We start from the raw sequence: 16,742 nt of genomic DNA, 5'->3' as shown, positions 1-16,742 counted from the left end.
GAGGGCGGGGCGTGTGAAACCGATGTCTTCAGAACTTCTTCTTGATGGTGTTACGGAGATTCTTGGCCAGCTTGTCCCAGTACGGCTTGGCTCTGGCCTGGTTGAAGCTCCGGTTGGCGATGGCCGCCAATCCTCCGAGGTAGCCCCGAACCTCCAACTTCATTCTCCCCTTCTTCTTGAAGAGATCGAATCCTATCCAGCCTCCGGGCCAGTCCGGGTGCCCCGGCCGGGCGCCCAACTGGAGATAGCTCTTCGTAATGCTGTTGACCTTCACCGGGAAGTACATGGAGATACCGGCGATGACGGGTCGAAGCGTGAACTTCTGTCCCTTCTTGGTGATCTTCCCGGGGCGGCCGGGTATGGGGAAGATGGATTTGAAGTGGCTCTTCCAGTAATTGAAGACGCTCTTGTCGCTGGCCGCTGTCTTTCCGAGGTCGTAGTTCAGGTAGTAGCTGGCGAACCCGTCGATGTCCTGGCAGTTGACGCCGTCGCCGTCGCAGTACGCGTAGGCGTTGGCACCTCCACCGTATTCGGGGTCCTGCTGGAGGAATCGGCCGGTCCCCGGCTCGTAGAGCCGGACACCCATGCGGACATATCCACCGAGGGTGTCGCTCTCCACCTGTGCGCCGCCGAGCCAGCCGTATCGGGCCGACGCGGTGTTGAGGAGCGGATTGCCGTACTCGTCGTAGCGAAGGACCGACGGGACCTGCTCGGGGTCGAGCGGAAGCTGGACCCCGACGTCACCGTGGAGGTTGGCGAGCTGGAGCACGACGTCGCCGTCGGCGGCGGTGACCGCTCCCAGGTTTCCGGTGAGGTCGTCCACGTTCCGGCTGATCGTGTCGCCGGACTTGCTCCAGGACGGGCTGTCCGCGTTGTCGCTGTAGTGGTTGACGACCGTGTCGTCCGTGACCCATGTGCCGTCGGTGGTGCGCGTCCGGTCTTGCGACCGGCCGACCCGTCCCGCGGCGTCGAGGTCCCACACCTTGCGGCGTTCGCCGCTGGTCTCGGTGCGGATCAGGTTGTTGACGAAGTAGGACAGGTCCGTGTCGCCGCTCTTCAGCGTCCGGCCGAAGGCGTCGTATGCGCGGGAGCCGCTCGTGAGCCGGTCCGCCGAGTCATACGTGTACGGGACCGTCTCGGTCCGGGTGTCGTTGGTCGTGCTGTCGCAGTCGTCCGAACGGGTGGTCAACTTGGTGCGGTTGCTGTTGGCATCGAACTCGTAGTCACGGCTGACACAGGAGTCGGCCGTGCTGTCCGTGGCCCTCACGAGGCGTCCCACGCCGTCGTAGGAGTACTGGCTCTGGATGGAGATGCCGTCCGACTGCGTATGCCCGGCCTGTCGGGCGTGGACGGTGAACTGCGCGGAGTCCGCGAGAACGATCTCCCCGGCGCGCGTCGTGTACTCCTTGCTGACCGGCACCCCTGCCGTGTTGGAGACCACGGAGAGCGTGTAGCCACCGGGCAGGGTCTGCGAGGTGAGGTTGCCGTCGATGTCGTAGGCGGCGGTGAAGGTGCCCGCGACCGAGTCGGTGATCTCTCGCGGCCGGTCCGCCGTGTCGTACGCGTACGTCGTGACCGAGGGTGCAGAGTCGGTGACCTTGGTGACCCGGTCCCGGCTGTCGTACGCAGTCGTGGTGGTGTTCCCGGCCCCGTCGCCGTAGGAGATCACGCGGCCGAGGGCGTCGTAGCGGTACGTGATGGTCTGCCCGCCCGAGGACTTGCTCGCGATCTGCCCGCTCACCGCGTCGTACGTGGTCAGCGTATCCGGTACCGCTTCGCCATCGCCGCTGACGCCGGACGAGACGACGCGGCCCGCCTTGTCGTATTCGATCGTGACTTTGCGGGTGACCGAATTGACCGACTCGGTCCGGGTTGACTGTCCTCCCCAGCGGTTGTAGGTGTACACAGTGGTGGCGAGTGCGTTCGGGTTGGCGCCGCCGTTGGTGATGGCAGCCGCGGGTTCCGTCCGGCACAGGAGCCCTGCCCACTCGGGTCGTCCCGCACACGATCCGCTGCCGGTCGCGGTGTAGTACTGGTAGCGCAGTGTCCCGGCATCCTTCCCGTTCGAGGCGGGAAGGCTGGTGGTGATCAGTCGGCCCGCGTCCGTGTAGCTGGACTTGGTGGTCACTGCCGCGCCGAGTGCGTCCTCCGTGCTGGACGTCTCCTCGCCGGTGGACCAGTTGTAGGTGCTCCTGCTGATGACCACGTCGGCGTCGGTGGCGAAGCCCTCGACGGACGCCCCGATGGCGGAGGAGGTGATCACGTCCTGCACGGCCGCATCGGCCGGGCGTCCCTCGTCGTACCGGAACGAGGTGTGGGCCCGAGCCAGCACCGTGTCACCGGGCGCGAGCGTGTCGCCGATCCCCTTGACCAGCACGATCTCGTGGACCGGGCCGTAGGTGTCGGTCAGCCGCTGGTTGGACGGGTCGAAGAAGGACACCGTCGACAACCGCTGGGCCCTTTCCGACGTGCTGAGTCCGGCCAGCCCCAGGGACGCCAGCGTGTCCGCTGCCGCGGGCGCGGATCCCAGTGCGAGATCCCGGTTGCCCGCCGAGAGTTCAGCGACGGTGTGCCCGTACTCGTCGTACTCGGTGGTGGTGATGCCGCCTCCGGGCTCGGCGGTATTGGTCTCCTGGCCGTTGGCGTCGATGTACGAAATGCTGGCCTGCTGGTACGCGTCCTTGGACAGGTTGCCACCGTCGCTGGACCCCGGCACGGTTCCCGGCGGGAAGATCGCGGTGGCGTCCGTGGGGGCCACGTCCTGTCCCCATGCCGCCACTGCCGCCTGGTTCATGGCGTGCGGTGCTCGGGCTCCCGACAGCGGTACGCCGTACACGATCGTGGTGGCGGCCGTTCCCGAGGTCTCCGTCGCCGACCCTTCGGTCAGGGCCGGACGGGAGGCACCGAGCAGCATGCCGTCCCCCGCGATCGCGGCCGGACCGGCGCTGCCGTAGGTGAACGTCCAGGGGAGCCGGCCGGACTCGTTGAGGGTACGAACCCGCCCGTCGGAGTCGTAGGTGTACTCGGTTCTCTGCTCGAACGGCAGCCTCGGGTCCCACACCTGGCGCAGCCGGCCGGACGCGTCGTAGACGTAGCGCGCGAGGGTTTCCTCGCTCGCCTTCGCCGCATTGGCGTCGGTGGCCCAGAGCTTGATGGACGACACCTGGTTCTTGTAGTCGCCCAGAGCGGTTCCGGCAGCTTTGGTCTCGTCGGCGTAGACGAACTCGATGACCCTGCAGCCCTTGGTGGAGGGCGCGGTCCGGCAGACGTCGGCCGCGACGGCTTCGTTCGGCGATACGACGCTCTGCGGACGGGAGAGCGTCTTGCCGTTGACCGAGATCTCTTCCGCGAAGGTGACAACGGCCGAATCGTCTGCCGCCGACGCGCTCGACGAGACGATCCAGTTCGTTGATTTCTCACTGAGGCGCTTGAACACCGTCACGTTCGCGTCAGTGTCCCGCAGAGTGAAGGTGCCTGTGAATCCACCCGTCAGGGAAAGTGATTCGGCGCCCTTCTCCGGCTTCCACCCACCTCCTGCCACAGCGGTGAAGGCGACCGAGGAACCGTCTCCGGAGAGCAACTGCAGTGCGGTGTCCGAGGTCTTGATGAGCTGCGTGTACTCGGCTCCGCTCGTGGCCGCCGTCACCGACGAGAGCCACCCGGGACCGAAGATCTGCGCCAGACCTTCCTCCTCGGACTCGTTCCTGCGGGAGGAGAATGTCCTGGTGACCGACAGGTCGAATGCCGTCGCATCGGTGTTGGACAGCTTGTAGTTACCGGTCAGCAGATTGAGGGAGCCCGGGCCGACCGCGCCGGACGGGGCGCTCCCGGCGTCTCTGTCGAGCGTGGTCCCGACCGTCTGGGAATAGCCCTTGCGGCTCCCGTCCGAGAACACGGCCCGCAGTTCGATCACGCCGTCCGAGGGCAGCGATTCGGCCGCGTCCCAGACCAGGCCGGTGGCGTTTCCCCCCGTGACCGCGGCGGGCCAGGTGGAGAGCTTGCCGTCGGCGGAGGACACGTACTGTGCGGGCACGACATGCCAGGGGTCCTGCGGACCACGGCGGTACTCCCACGTCACCCCGGTGTAAGAAGTGAGTCCTTTGGCCGCGAGTCGATAGCGGCGGGCCGTGGTGTCACCTTCGCGCGGCGACAGCACCGCCGCCCCGTCCACACCGACACCGAAGGCGTATTCGGCCGGACTGCCGGGTGAGATGTTGCCGCCGGAGTCGACAGTCCTGGCGTACAAGGTGTGCCAGCCGTCGGCGGGCTTGACCGTGATGGTCAGCGGATCACCACCGTTGCCGTCGACCGTGTCGTTGATCCGGTTCGGGACCTTCGGGTCGTCGAGTCCCCAGAGATAGCCCTGCCCGTCGGACGAGGTGGTGTCCAGGACGCACTCGGCGCCGTCGGGGTCCTTTTCGGTCCAGGTGTCCTTGGCATAGGGCTCGCACTCGATGCGCGGTGCCACCGGCAGCCCTGTGTTCATGACGAAGTTGGTGTACCCGGTCCAGTCGCCGTAGACGGTGCCGTCATGGCCTCGCACCCTGTACCGCAGATGCGAACCGACCGGAAAGGCGGACGCGGACGGGATCGTGATGCTCGCTGTGCCACCCGACGCCACGGCCGCGCTGGTCGCGGTGTACGTGTAGCTTCCGGCGTCCTTGTACGCGGGGTCAGGGGTGATCTCGAACTGGCCCTTGACCGAACCGGCCTCGGGGTCGGTGAGCTTGGCCGACAGCCTGGGCGTCAGAGAGGTGACGTAACGCTTGCCGTTGTAGGCATTCACCGTCGAGGGCGAGATGGCGGTACCGCTGGGTTTGGCCGGAAAGGAGTTGTACGTCACGGAGATGTAGGGGGTACCGGACGCCGCGTCACCGGAATGGAAACGCTTCCAGCCCTGTGCCTTCTCCTCGTCGGTGGCACGGATTCCCAGATGATGGGTGGTGGCGGTGTGATCGGCCCACACCTGCACCATGGAGGTGATGTCCGCGCTCACCCATCCGGCGGCGCAGCCCGACGCCCCCTTGGTGGCGGTGGAGGTGGCGTACTTCTCCATCCAGGTCGGTTGCGCGGTCCACCGGGATGCGGTGTTCACCGTCCCCGAGCGCCACACTTCCCAACTGCCCGAACCTGCCGCGCTGCAGGTCCACGAGTGGTGGTTCCACAGGTTCAGCTTCGCGCCGAGGATCTTGCGCCCCTGCACCGATCCTGTCTTGAACTGCAGGAAGGACCGGGCGATCTGACCGGCTCCGTTGTTTCCGAGCTTGAGTTCGGTGGCTGCGGACTGGTCGGTGGTGTAGCCCTGCTGGACGAACGCGTCGAAGGTCGTACCCAGGTTGACCGCCGGGTCGACGGTCACGGGGAAGACGGTGTCCGGAGCGGCGAGGAACTCCGCGTCGGGGGTGAGGGTCAGGTCCACGTCGTCGCCGCTCTGCGCGACCTTCAGGCCCACGTCGGCGACACGAGTGTGCTCCCCGGTGCGAGGGTCGGTGCGTGCGTCCCACATCACGGGCGCCTGCAATGCAGCTATCTCTTTGCCGGTGCGGTTGTCCACGAAGGAGACCGAGCGATCGTCCCCCTCCTTCGCCGTCAGGCCCGGCGTGTGGAGGGTGAGCGTGACCGAACCGTTGGCCTCGACCGCGGAACGGTCCTTCAGCTCAAGGGACTGCTCGAATCCGGTGCGGGTGGTCTCCACCACCAGGTCGGTCGCGGTGAGCGCGTTGACGTACCGGGCTCGGCTCCCGTTCAGCACGGGCTGGGGCAGGACACCGCGCCACGAGAGCGTCATCGGCCTGCCATCGTCGGAGGTCAGGCTGAGCAGCGGGACAGCGGGAGTGTCTTGGTGACCGGGCTCGTGGTCGGAGGCCATGATGCGTGCGGCCTTCGCGGCAGGTGTCTTCCCCGCCAGCTCCAGATCCAGGGGATGAGACAACGCCTCGACCGTACCGTCAGCGGACCTGACCAGATCGATGTCGATGTCACGCCATTTGCCTGCCTCGTCACGGAAACGGACAGGCCCCGAAGAAGTGTCCTGCGTGGTGGAACCATCCGGATTGATCCAGACGGTCGACGTCTCGGTACGCGCCGAGAGCACCTCGATCCGGCGATTCTGCAGTCGCGCCGCCAGTGCCGCCGAGGCTGGGTCCTCGGCCTCGGCGGGCCCTCGTTCGGCCGGCGGGGCCGATGTCGTCGACCGGGTCGGTGTGGACTGGGGCACGGCCACGGCGCTTCCGGCCGCCCCCGCGGCGATCACGGCCTCGGCGACCAGCAGGGCGGAGGTGGCGAGCGCGATCGCCCGTAGCCGCGGGGATATGAGGTGGGGCGGCGGAGGCGAGGAGGCCCGTCTCCATCTGAATGAAACGTTCATGAAGATCCCGACATGATGAGCGTGCCCACGGTGAGCACAAATGATCTTCACAAGTTTCGCACGTAAAGATCTCCATCCTTACGCATACCCGCCTACCTTCTCTCGTGACGAGCCCAGGCCGGAAAGGGGCGGATTGGACGTAAATAACCTTTTATCGGGGTCTGTTGATGACCCGTTGAGCTGGGAATGTCACATATGGCAATTCGCCTGGCCGCACCTCGCTCCCAAGTAGCTGTTGCCGTACGGATCTTGAGCGGCGTCCGTCGATCGGGAGTCTCGATCGGGTGATCGTGGCTGGTGCCGGGCACGAGAACAGGGCCGCTCGGTAGCTCGGTAGCGTCAACCAACTCAAGCAACAGGAGGCCCAGACTTCGGAGTCCAGCCCGGTCGCCCGTGCGTGTTGATCAGAGGGGTTTCGTCTCAAGGCTCCGGCGGTGCTGGAATCACCGGCCCGGGGCCGTTTCGTCCCACGCGTGTCTCACACGCTGTGTGTAAGACGGTGGTCCAGGAGCCCCCGACCTGAACCTCGTGGACCTGATGGACGCTCACGAACCGCTGAAGACGACGGGTAAGCTCTGCAGGCGTGTCCACTCCTGTTCCCCCCGCCACTGGGTGCGACCCATGGAGCGAATGGGCTCTGTTGCTGTTGTCGGCCGCTTCCGGGGCGGCGGACGCGTTCGTCTTCATCTGTGTCGGGCAGGTCTTCGCCGGGGTGATGACCGGGAATCTGGTGCTGCTGGGCGCTTCCGCCGCCGGTGTCGGGGAGCACGGGGTGGCCCTGCGGGTGATCACCGCGCTCGTCGCGTACGGCGTCGGCGTCGTGTGCGGTGCGTGGATGAGCGAGCGGTGGCGATGGCCTCTGCCGTGGATGCTGCTGGTCGAGGTGGCACTGCTCGCAGCGGGGGCCGTGCTGTGGTCGCTGGATCTGATCACCTCTGCCGGGGACCTGCTGGGGCTGCTCGTGCTCATCTCCGTGGCCATGGGGATTCAGGGCCGTATCCGCGCGACGCCCACCAACTACTTCACCGGCACGCTCACGTCCTTCGTCGGCCGCTTGGCGCTGCGGTCGTGGGACCGGGGGGACCGCTGGGTGGCCGGCCGGCTGACCGCGGTCGTGGCGGGCGCGGCCGTGACCGCGCTGGCGGTACGGCTCTGGCCCGGGGCCGCGGCCGCGGTGGCCGTGCTGCCGGCGGCGGGTGCGTTAGTGATCGAGGCGATGCCCAGGAAGCCGCCGCGGGGCTGACAGCGGTCCGGGCCGGTCCATCACTGTGTGGCCGCGGTGACACGTTCCGCGACGCGCCTTCCGCACGAGGCCTGCCGCCTCCGCCTGGCGGCCCTGTCGATTTCCGGATACGGGGTTCCGGCCCAGCCCATCGACGTCGGGCACCAGGCGTGATCCGGCTCGCGCCCATGGGGCAGAAGGATGCCCCGGCCGGATCGGGGGAATCCAGCCGGGGCGGTTCGGGTGTGGGCGCGATACGCGACATCCACATATAGGTGAACGATAAACCATCACGCCGCGTTCCCGGGAACTCGTGCCCTGGACTGTGATCCGGAGCACGGAATCACCGCTTCAGGGTGGCGCGGATCAGCTTCCCGCGGACGTCCGGCCGCCGTAGCGACGATTGAACCGTTCGATACGGCCGGTCGTGTCCAGCACCCGCTTGGTCCCGGTGTAGAACGGGTGGCTCGCCGATGAGGTCTCCACATCGACGACGGGATAGCTCAGGCCGTCCTCCCACGTCACCCGCGCATCCGAGCGCACGGGCACGGTCGAGCGGATCAGAAAGGCCGCCCCCGCGGCGCGGTCACGGAAGACCACCGGACGGGAGACGGGGTGAATACGGGACTTCATGCGCGTTCCTTTCCTGGTGCCGCGAGAGGACCGTACGAGCCGATGGTCAGCGTTCCTCGCGGAAGAGGACGTGCCGCCCCACGGCGGGATCGAACTTGCGCAGGACCAGCCAGCCGGGGTTGTTCCGGCGGCTCTTGCGCGTCACATAGCTCTGCCCCGTTCCGGCCGTCGACCGGAGTGTCACCACGGGGCGGGCCTCACTGCGGGCCATGTACGCCTCCAAACTCCTCCTCGACCCCGATTCCCCTGGTGAGAATGGGTGTCGTTTTCGTTCTGCTGTCGTAACGCGAGAGGGCCCGGCCGCATTCCCTTCCCTGGGCGCCGACCGGACGCCGCACCGCGCCCGCACCGAACGGACGGATGGCGCGTGCGGGCGTCGGGCATCTCGCACGGGCCGACGCCGGAATCACCCGCCGGGCGCTCGACGGCGATCCGACCGGGATCCCCGCGCGACCCCACCAGACCCGCGCCGCCGCGTACGACGCATCCCGGGCCGGGTGCCGCGAACAGCCCGTGGGGGCTCCTTCCCATGCGCCCCCGCCTCAGCCGCACGCGCCGTTCGGGGGAGCGCGCGTGGGCGCGCGACCACCCGTGCACGCCGGGCGACTTGCACCAACGTCCCCCGACAGCAAGGCTGTTCGACGGATCGATGCCCCGCTCCGCCGGTGGCATATGCCAGAAGCAACAACGTATCGAGTGTTGCCAAATCCCTTACGAGCCCCCGCGGCCTGTGCGACAGTCGTCTACGGTCCACCTTTCGGACCTGGTCGCGCCGCGCCTGTATCGGAGTACGAGATGCCGTCCCATCTGTCCGCGGACCGCCCCGCCCCCCAGCCACCCGAACAACATGCCGTCGACGTGTTGATCAGCCGGACCCGTCGGCTGCGTGGCGATGTGGATGCCGTGCGGCCGGACACGATGCTGATCGACGAGGAAGACCCGCAGATGCGCTGGCGGCGTGCGCTCTGCGATCTGGCGGTCCATCACCTCGACGATCTCGGTACGCATCTGGGGCAGCTCAGGGAGGGCCTTCCGCCGGAGTCGCCGCAGGCGCCGGAACAGCCCGCGGGTACCTCGGCACTCGACGTCTCGGACGAGACCCTCGACCGGTCGGAGTCCGGTTCCCTCATCGGCAGGGTGGGCAGCGCCGAGTGGAATCTGCTGACCGACGAGGTCACCTGGTCCGAGGAGCTGTTCCAGATCTTCGGCAGATCCCCCGACGCGGGGCCGCTCTCGCTGGACGAGCTCCCGTCCATGCTCCTTGCCGAGGACCAGCCTCTGCTCACCGCCATGGTGACGGACTGTCTGGTCGACGGCAGGCCGATAGACGGTGAATTCCGCATCCTGCGGACTAACGGCCGGATGCGCACGCTCCACATGATGGGCGAGCCCGTCCTCGACGCGGACGGCTGCACAGCCTCCATGTGGGCGGTCCTGCGCGACGTCAGCGATCTGCGGCGCAGCCAGCAAGCAGTACGCACGAACCACGACTCGCTACGACGTCGACAGCACAGGGCACAGACCGAGCACCGGATGGCGGTCGAACTGCAGGAAACCGTGCTTCCGCCGTGGCGGGACTCGCTGCGGCTCCCTTCGCAGGGGGTGGGCGCTCTGGATGTCGCGGCCCACTACCTTCCCTCCCGGTCCAGTTCGCTGATCGGTGGCGACTGGTACGACGCGTTGGAACTGCCGGACGGCCGGACCGTCCTCACGGTCGGAGATCTGACCGGCCACGGCATCCAGGCCACCTCGGCGATGGCGATGCTGCTGGGCGCGCTGCGCGGGATGGCCGTGGCCGGCATCGAGCCGGGGGCCCTGATGGGCCATCTCAATCAGTTACTGGAGTCCTCCGTCCAGCCCGCTCTCGGCAGCGCGGTGTGCTGCCGCTTCGATCCGTCCACCGGCGTCCTGACCTGGGCACAGGCGGGGCACCCCGCTCCGCTGCTGTTCCGCGACGGAACGGGGCGCCCGCTGCTGCCACCGGACGGGGTTCTGCTCGGCGCGACCTCCGCTGTCGCGTACGAGCAGGACGAAGTGCACCTGCTGCCCGGTGATGTACTGGTCCTGCACACCGACGGGCTGAACCGCCACAGGGACCACGACGCGGGCCCGGACGACCTGCTCGCACTCGCCCCCCGCTTCGCACAGGCCCGTACGGCACGCGAGTGTGTGCGGTCGGTCGTCACGGAGTTCGGTGGCACCGAGCGCCTGGACGACGGGTGCGTGCTGATCGCGCGCATCAGGGAGTAGGGCACAGCGGCCCGTGCGCGAGGACAGCGAGCACACGGAACACCGGACACGACGCGGTCCGCGGGAGACAAGCCGTCCACGGGTGCCGTACTCGGTCATGCGACGGCCGGACCGCGATCGGTCGATCAGTCGGTAGTCGGACGTGATCGGCGGCGCCCCCTCATCGCGGGGCCCGCATGTTCAGATCTCCGACGAGCGCCTGGGCTGCTTGATGATGGAGCTCTGTGGCAGGGCGAGCTTGATCTCCTCGCGCAGGTCCTCGATCTTGGCGTAGCCCGCGAACTGGCCCGTCAGCCGGTACATTTCGCGCAGCCGGTCCCAGGTGCGGTGCGAGGAGGTCTCCCCCATCGTCACCAGGGCGAGCCGCGCATAGCGGTCGGCCTGCTCGGGATCGTCGGCGATGAAGCATGCCGAGGCGAGCGAGATGTAGTCGAAGATCTTGGAGCGCTGACGTCCGTTGGCCCGGAGCTCCAGAGCCTGCTTGGCATGGCGCTGAGCCACGATCGCCACCGACGGGTCGTGTTCGGCGAGCGTACGGAACGCCAGGGCCTGCATGCCGTGCAGATCCGCCTCGTCGAACAGCTGCATCCAACTGGGCGGCGGCACATCGCTCTTGTCGGATACGAAGAGCTCCTCGGCCTTGCCCAGTGTGCGGCGCATCGCCTGACCGCGGCCCATGGACGCCTGCGCCCAGGCCTCGATGGTGTGCAGCATCGCCTGGGTGCGCGGCAGAACCATGTCGCCGGAGCCGGACTTGGCGAGCTTCATCAGGTCCAGGGCGTCGTCGGGGCGGCCCAGGTGGACCATCTGACGGGCCGCCCTGGAGAGTGCCTCGCCCGCGCGCGGGCGATCGCCGCCCTCGCGCGCCGCGTGGGCGGCGATGACGAAGTACTTCTGGGCGGTGGGTTCGAGGCCGATGTCGTGGGACATCCATCCCGCGAGCACCGCGAGGTTGGCGGCGACGCCCCAGAGACGGCGCTGAAGATGGTCGGGGTGACGATAGGCGAGCATGCCGCCCACCTCGTTGAGCTGGCCCACCACTGCCTTGCGCTGAAGCCCGCCGCCCCGGGACGCGTCCCAGGCGCGGAACACCTCGACGGACCGTTCGAGCGCCTCGATCTCCTCCGACCCGATGGGCGCGGCCTCGTACCGGTCGAAGCCGGCGGGGTCCGCGTACAACGGGTCATTGGTCCGTGGGGCATCGGCCGCCAGCACGGGGTCGGTGTGCAGCCAGTCGTGCATGGGGCCGGTGATGGTCGATCCTGCGGCGAGCGCGGCGCCCGCGCTCACCAAGCCGCGTCGGTTGAGCATGAGGTCCATTCCCGTGAATTCGGTGAGGACCGCTGCCGTCCGCTCGGGCGCCCACGGCAGTCCGTCGGGATTGTGCTGCGTCCCGATCTCTCGCCGTTTCCCCACACGCCCGCGTCGGCCGAACCCGAGGTCCTCGATGGTCACGACACGACCGAGCCGCTCGGTGAACAGGGCAGCCAGCACCTTGGGCACGGGATCGCGGGGGGACTCCCCCATGTCGATCCAACGCCTCACCCGCGAGGTGTCGGTGGCCAGTTGCGGATGGCCCATGGCCGCCGCCTGCCGGTTCACCATTCTCGCGAGTTCGCCCTTGGACCAGCCGGCAAGGCCGAACAGGTCGGACAGGCGGGTGTTGGGTTCTCCGGTCACGTCAAGCCCCCAGGTTCTCGGCTGTGTCGACAGTAACCCCCTGTCAGATGCGTCGCGACTATTCGCCAGGGTTCGCCAGGGTCCGCCAGATGGTCTGCCACCCGCGCCCCGGTGTCAGGTAGGAAAGCGCCACCCCGCCCGGCAGCCCTAGGTACTCCCCAGGGTGCCGAACGGCCGCCGGCCGGGGCGGTGCACGCAACTTGTCGGCGCGCGAAGGGATCTGTCTCGCCCATGTACACAGCATCGTCCTCCGTGACCGCCCCGCCCCGGCCGCTTCGTCCCCTGGGGGCGGGCGGCGGACCGTACCTCGCTCCGCACGCCGCTCCCCCGGCACCCGGCACGGTTCGCCCGCGGCGGCCGGGAGGGCTGGGCGGTCCGCCGCTCAGCGGGCGGCTGGACCTGTCCGGTCCGCAGGGCGCTCAGCTGAGGATGGTGATCGCCTCGGTGCACCGCATCTGTCCGGAGTTCAACCCGGTGCAGGTGCTCCGTCGCAGCGGCCGTTCGGTGCTCCTCGTCGGGTCCACCGGACGCACGACCGCGGTCGCCAAGTGTTTACTGGACCACTCGCCCGCGTGGTCGGAACGGTTCCAGCACGAAATAGCTGCATATCGGGCGTTCGTCCGGCACCGCCCGCCGGTGCGGGTGCCTCGGCTCATCGCGGCCGACCCGGAGAACTGCACCCTGGTGATCGAGCGGATGCCCGGCCGGGTGGCGGCCCTGACCCGGCACCCGTCGGAGGCTCCGCCCCGTGCCGACGTACGGGCCGCGCTCGGTGCGATCAGTCGGATCAACGCCTGGCGGCCGGCTCCGGGTCTCTTCGACGCACCGCTGGACTACGCCTCGCGGATCGCCCGCTATCACGAGCTGGGGCTGTTCACCGACCGCGATCTGGGCGACCTGCAGAAGCTGCTGCACGGCCTGGCCCATGCGGGCGGCCGTCAGGGCATGGGGCAGTTCTGTCACGGTGACGCGTTGCTCTCCAACATCCTGCTCTCACCCACGGGTCCGGTGCTGGTGGACTGGGAGCACGCGGGCTGGTATCTGCCGGGCTACGACCTGGCGACACTCTGGGCGGTCCTGGGAGACGCACCGGCGGCGCGGCGGCAGATCAGTCAGCTGGCGCAGGCCAAGGGGCCTGCGGCGCGGGACGCGTTCCTGGTGAACCTGATGCTGGTGCTGACGCGGGAGATCCGTACGTACGAGACGGCTGTCCAGCGGGCGATGCGGGAGCCGGTGCCCACGGGCGCCGGTCAGGACCGGCCGGGTGGGCTCTCGTCGAGCGAGGAGCAGCGGCTGCTGCTGCGCCGCCTGCACGACGACTGCGCGATGGCCCGCCGGGCCGTACGTGCCGCCGTCGGTACGCGCTGACCCTGCCGAGAAGGGACACGCGCTGCGGGTCCGGTGCCGACACACCGGACCCGCAGCGCGCCGATGTGGTGTCAGGGACTCTTGAAGTCGACCGCGTCCACGTCGAAAGCGTTGTTCTGCGGTGACGTGAAGACGAGATACAGCTTGTGCGTGCCCTTCAGCTCCTGGACGGGCACGGCCGGGGTCTCCTGGTAGTTGTCCCAACCTCCCGTGTCGGGGACGGGGGTGCTGGCGAGCAGAGGACCGTCGGGGGCGTCCGCGCGCAGTTCGATCGCGCCGACCCCGTACGGCGAGGACAGCCGGTAGCCGACCGAGCCGATGCCTTCGACGCTCATCGGTTCGAAGGCGACCCAGTCGCCGTTCGAGACGTCCCCGATCCGCTTGCCGTTCTCGGCGCCTTCCTGGGCGACGATCCGGGTGCCGGACTGGTCGTCGTAGTACTCCGCCTGCTTGTGTTTCGGCTGGAGCACGGCGCGGCCGTAGCCGGTCAGGGCGGAGACGCCGTCGCCGCCCTTGTCGGTGTACTTGGCGTTGAGAACGTAGGTCAGGTCCGCGCCTTCGGGGTGACCGCCCAGGTCACCGGTGTCGACGGTGCCCTCGCAGCCGGGGATGTCAGTGGTGGGGTGCTCGTGATCGTCGTGTCCCAGTGCCGGGTTGACGGTGACCTTGGAGCAGTCGACCGGTCCGTCCTCCGGGTCGGTGACCGTGACCTTGTACGGGATCTTGTCGCCGAACTCGATGAGTTTGCCGTTGACCGGGAAGTCGATGGTCACCTTGGGTGCGGTGTTCCCGGCGGTGACGGGGATGTTGGCATAGCCGGACTTGCCGGTGGAGTCGGTGACCTTGAGCTGTGCGGTGAAGTCGCCCTTGACCGTGTAGGTGTGGCTGGGGTTCGCGTCGGTGGAGTCGTATGTACCGTCACCGTCGAAGTCCCAGGCATAGCTGAGCGTGTCGCCGTCGGGGTCGTTGCTGCCCTCGCTGGAGAAGTCGACCTTCAGTGGGACGGGGCCGTCGGTGGCGGAGGCGGCGGCCTTGGCGACCGGTGCGCGCTGACCCTGTGCGTAGTCGATGCGGTAGAGCCCGGAGTCGTTGTTGCCGCCGCCGAAGGCACTGCCCCATTCGAGGACGTAGAGCGATCCGTCGGGGCCGAACGTCATGTCCATCGGCTTGTTGAACTTCTGGGAGGAGAGGAAGTCATTGATCTTCAGGAGCTTCTGGTCCTTGTCGAACCGGATCTCCTTGACGAAGTCGCGCGACCACTCGTAGAAGAAGCTCGCTCCCTCGAAGTACGCGGGGAACTTCGTGGTGGACGGGTTCTTCTTGTCGTAGTGGTAGACAGGACCGCTCATCGGGGCCGAGCCACCGCTGCCGACCTCGGGGAATTCCTGGGACGCGCCGTACCCGTACCAGATCTCCGGTTGCTGGACCGGTGGGAGTGCGGTCAGCCCGGTGTTGTTCGGTGAGGGATTGACGGGATTGGCGCAGTCGAACTTGGGACCGACTTCCTTGGTGTCCGGGTTGTAGGGGGCGTACGCCTGGTTGTTGCCGTGGCAGAACGGCCAGCCGAAGTTGCCGGCCTTCTTGATGACGTTGTATTCGACCAGGCCCTCGGGGCCCCGGTCGGTGGTGGGCAGTCCGCGGTCGGGGCCGTAGTCGGAGGCGTGGACGTACCCCGTCTTGGGGTCGACGGTGAAGCGGAACGGATTACGGAAGCCCATCGCGTAGATCTCGGGGCGGGTCCTGGCGGTTCCGGGGGCGAAGAGGTTGCCCTTGGGAATGGTGTAACCGCCGGAGTCCTTCGGCTTGATGCGCAGGATCTTGCCGCGCAGGTCGTTGGTGTTGCCCGCCGTGCGGGCGGCGTCCAGCATCTGCTTGCCCTCGCGCCAGTCGAGCGGGGCGTACCCCTGCCAGTTCGGGTCGAGGTTGGGCGGGGTGTCGTCGCCGACTCCGAGGTAGAGGGTGCGATCGGGGCCGAACTCGACGGCTCCGCCGGTGTGTCCGGGTTCCGGGAAGGTGCGGTCGCGGTAGGCGGGGACGTCGAGGAGCTTCTTCTCGCTGGCGAGTTCGAGGGTGTTGCCCTTGACCGTGAAGCGGGAGAGCCGGTTGACGTCCTCGGTCGCGCCGGCGGGGGCGTAGTAGAGGTAGATCCAGTGGTTCTTCTTGAAGTCCGGGTCGAGTTCCATGCCGACGAGGCCGTCCTCGCCGCCGGTGTAGACGTCGAGCTTGCCCGCGGTGGTGGTGGCGTGGGTCGCGGGGTCGTAGACGTTCACCTCGCCGCTGCGCTGGATGTAGAAGACCCGGCCGTCCTTGGCGACGTCGAGCTCCATCGGGTCGGCGGTGTTGTCGTCGAGGGTGACCTTCTCGTAGCCGCTCCAGACGGTGCCGCCGCAGTCGCCGGGTTTGTTGCCCGCGGCCCACTTGACGCCGCCGACGACATGGGCGCGGAAGGCGGCTTCGCTGTACGAGGCGGTGTCGTGGCCCATGGCGGTCGCCCAGATCCTGCCGCCCTCGGCGTTGCGGCACCAGGAGATGGGGTGGTCCGCGCCCATGGCGGAACCGCCGGGGTTGTACGTGGTTTCGTCGGCGGTGACCAGGACGTGGACGTCACCGCGGGGGTTCCTGTCGAAGTTGTACCACTCCTCGGGGCGCTCCCAGCGCTCCGGGAGTCCCGCGGTGGAGGGGTGGACGCGGTCGGCGACCTTGGCGGTGCCCTGGAGGACGCCCGGTGAGTGTGCGGGCATGTGGACGCCGCCGTTGATGGCCTCGTCCCACCAGGGAAAGGTGTCCTCGATGCCCATGTCGAGGGTGTTGTGGAGGGCGACGACGCCACCGCCGTCGCGCACGTATGTCCGCATCGCTTCGCGCTGGGCTTCGGTGTCCCAGACCATGCCGGAGTTCTGCAGCATGACGATGACGTCGAAGTCCTTGAGCTTGGTTTCGTCGAAGACGGCGGGGTCGGCGGTCTCGACGAGGGCGAAGTTGTTGGCGGCCGCCTCCTCCTTGAACATCTGGATGCCTGCGGGGATGGAGGCGTGCACATAGCCGACGGCGCGGGTGAAGAGCAGGGCGCGGAAGGCGGGTGCCTTTCCGGTGGTGGCCGCGGTCGCGGGCAGCGCGGTCAGTGCGAGCAGCACTGCGCTCACCAACGCGATGAACGTACTTCGTATGTCACGAGCATGACAGTACCGTCGTTGACGGTTCACGAGCGGGTCCTCTCTGCGG

General features: G+C 68.1%; 8 protein-coding genes. 3 read left to right on the top strand and 5 right to left on the bottom strand.

What is annotated here, in order from left to right; all coding sequences use genetic code 11:
• Positions 1–28: 28 nt before the first annotated feature.
• On the bottom strand, positions 29–6,367 hold the full coding sequence (locus ACZ68L_RS30840) for a DNRLRE domain-containing protein (RefSeq protein WP_469583249.1): 6,339 nt from the start codon (positions 6,365–6,367) through the stop codon (positions 29–31).
• Positions 6,368–7,007: 640 nt separating this feature from the next.
• Here ACZ68L_RS30840 and ACZ68L_RS30835 point away from each other — a divergent pair.
• Positions 7,008–7,610, top strand: coding sequence for a YoaK family protein (locus tag ACZ68L_RS30835; RefSeq protein WP_469583341.1), 603 nt, complete (start codon positions 7,008–7,010; stop codon positions 7,608–7,610).
• Positions 7,611–7,955: 345 nt separating this feature from the next.
• On the opposite strand, the gene ACZ68L_RS30830 is transcribed toward ACZ68L_RS30835, so the two are convergent.
• On the bottom strand, positions 7,956–8,222 hold the full coding sequence (locus ACZ68L_RS30830) for a type B 50S ribosomal protein L31 (RefSeq protein WP_469583246.1): 267 nt from the start codon (positions 8,220–8,222) through the stop codon (positions 7,956–7,958).
• A 46-nt stretch (positions 8,223–8,268) separates the two neighbouring features.
• Complete coding sequence (gene rpmG / locus ACZ68L_RS30825) at positions 8,269–8,433, bottom strand: 50S ribosomal protein L33 (RefSeq protein ID WP_469583244.1); 165 nt, start codon at positions 8,431–8,433, stop codon at positions 8,269–8,271.
• 584 nt (positions 8,434–9,017) lie between these two features.
• On the opposite strand from rpmG, the gene ACZ68L_RS30820 reads away from it, so the two are divergent.
• Positions 9,018–10,472, top strand: coding sequence for a PP2C family protein-serine/threonine phosphatase (locus ACZ68L_RS30820; RefSeq protein ID WP_469583243.1), 1,455 nt, complete (start codon positions 9,018–9,020; stop codon positions 10,470–10,472).
• A 180-nt stretch (positions 10,473–10,652) separates the two neighbouring features.
• On the opposite strand, the gene ACZ68L_RS30815 is transcribed toward ACZ68L_RS30820, so the two are convergent.
• Complete coding sequence (locus tag ACZ68L_RS30815) at positions 10,653–12,152, bottom strand: DNA-binding protein NsdB (RefSeq protein WP_469583241.1); 1,500 nt, start codon at positions 12,150–12,152, stop codon at positions 10,653–10,655.
• Positions 12,153–12,383: 231 nt separating this feature from the next.
• Here ACZ68L_RS30815 and ACZ68L_RS30810 point away from each other — a divergent pair, with 231 nt between their 5' ends.
• Complete coding sequence (locus ACZ68L_RS30810; RefSeq protein WP_469583238.1) at positions 12,384–13,520, top strand: aminoglycoside phosphotransferase family protein; 1,137 nt, start codon at positions 12,384–12,386, stop codon at positions 13,518–13,520.
• A gap of 71 nt (positions 13,521–13,591) precedes the next feature.
• Here the strand turns inward: ACZ68L_RS30810 and ACZ68L_RS30805 are convergent, their stop codons facing one another.
• Positions 13,592–16,672 (bottom strand): ThuA domain-containing protein, encoded by a 3,081-nt coding sequence (locus tag ACZ68L_RS30805; protein ID WP_469583336.1) that lies wholly within the window; start codon positions 16,670–16,672, stop codon positions 13,592–13,594.
• Positions 16,673–16,742: the final 70 nt, after the last annotated feature.

This window comes from Streptomyces sp. NPDC104309, assembly GCF_055584025.1.
The sequence above is the reverse complement of the archived record's forward strand: the minus strand, read 5'-3'. Positions and strand labels throughout refer to the sequence as shown.

What these genes read in the sequence shown, in the direction of transcription:
- ACZ68L_RS30840 (WP_469583249.1), bottom strand. Translation starts at nt 6,367, where the DNA reads ATGAACGTTTCATTCAGATGGAGACGGGCCTCCTCGCCTCCGCCGCCC.
- ACZ68L_RS30830 (WP_469583246.1), bottom strand. Translation starts at nt 8,222, where the DNA reads ATGAAGTCCCGTATTCACCCCGTCTCCCGTCCGGTGGTCTTCCGTGAC.
- rpmG (WP_469583244.1), bottom strand. Translation starts at nt 8,433, where the DNA reads ATGGCCCGCAGTGAGGCCCGCCCCGTGGTGACACTCCGGTCGACGGCC.
- ACZ68L_RS30820 (WP_469583243.1), top strand. Translation starts at nt 9,018, where the DNA reads ATGCCGTCCCATCTGTCCGCGGACCGCCCCGCCCCCCAGCCACCCGAA.
- ACZ68L_RS30810 (WP_469583238.1), top strand. Translation starts at nt 12,384, where the DNA reads ATGTACACAGCATCGTCCTCCGTGACCGCCCCGCCCCGGCCGCTTCGT.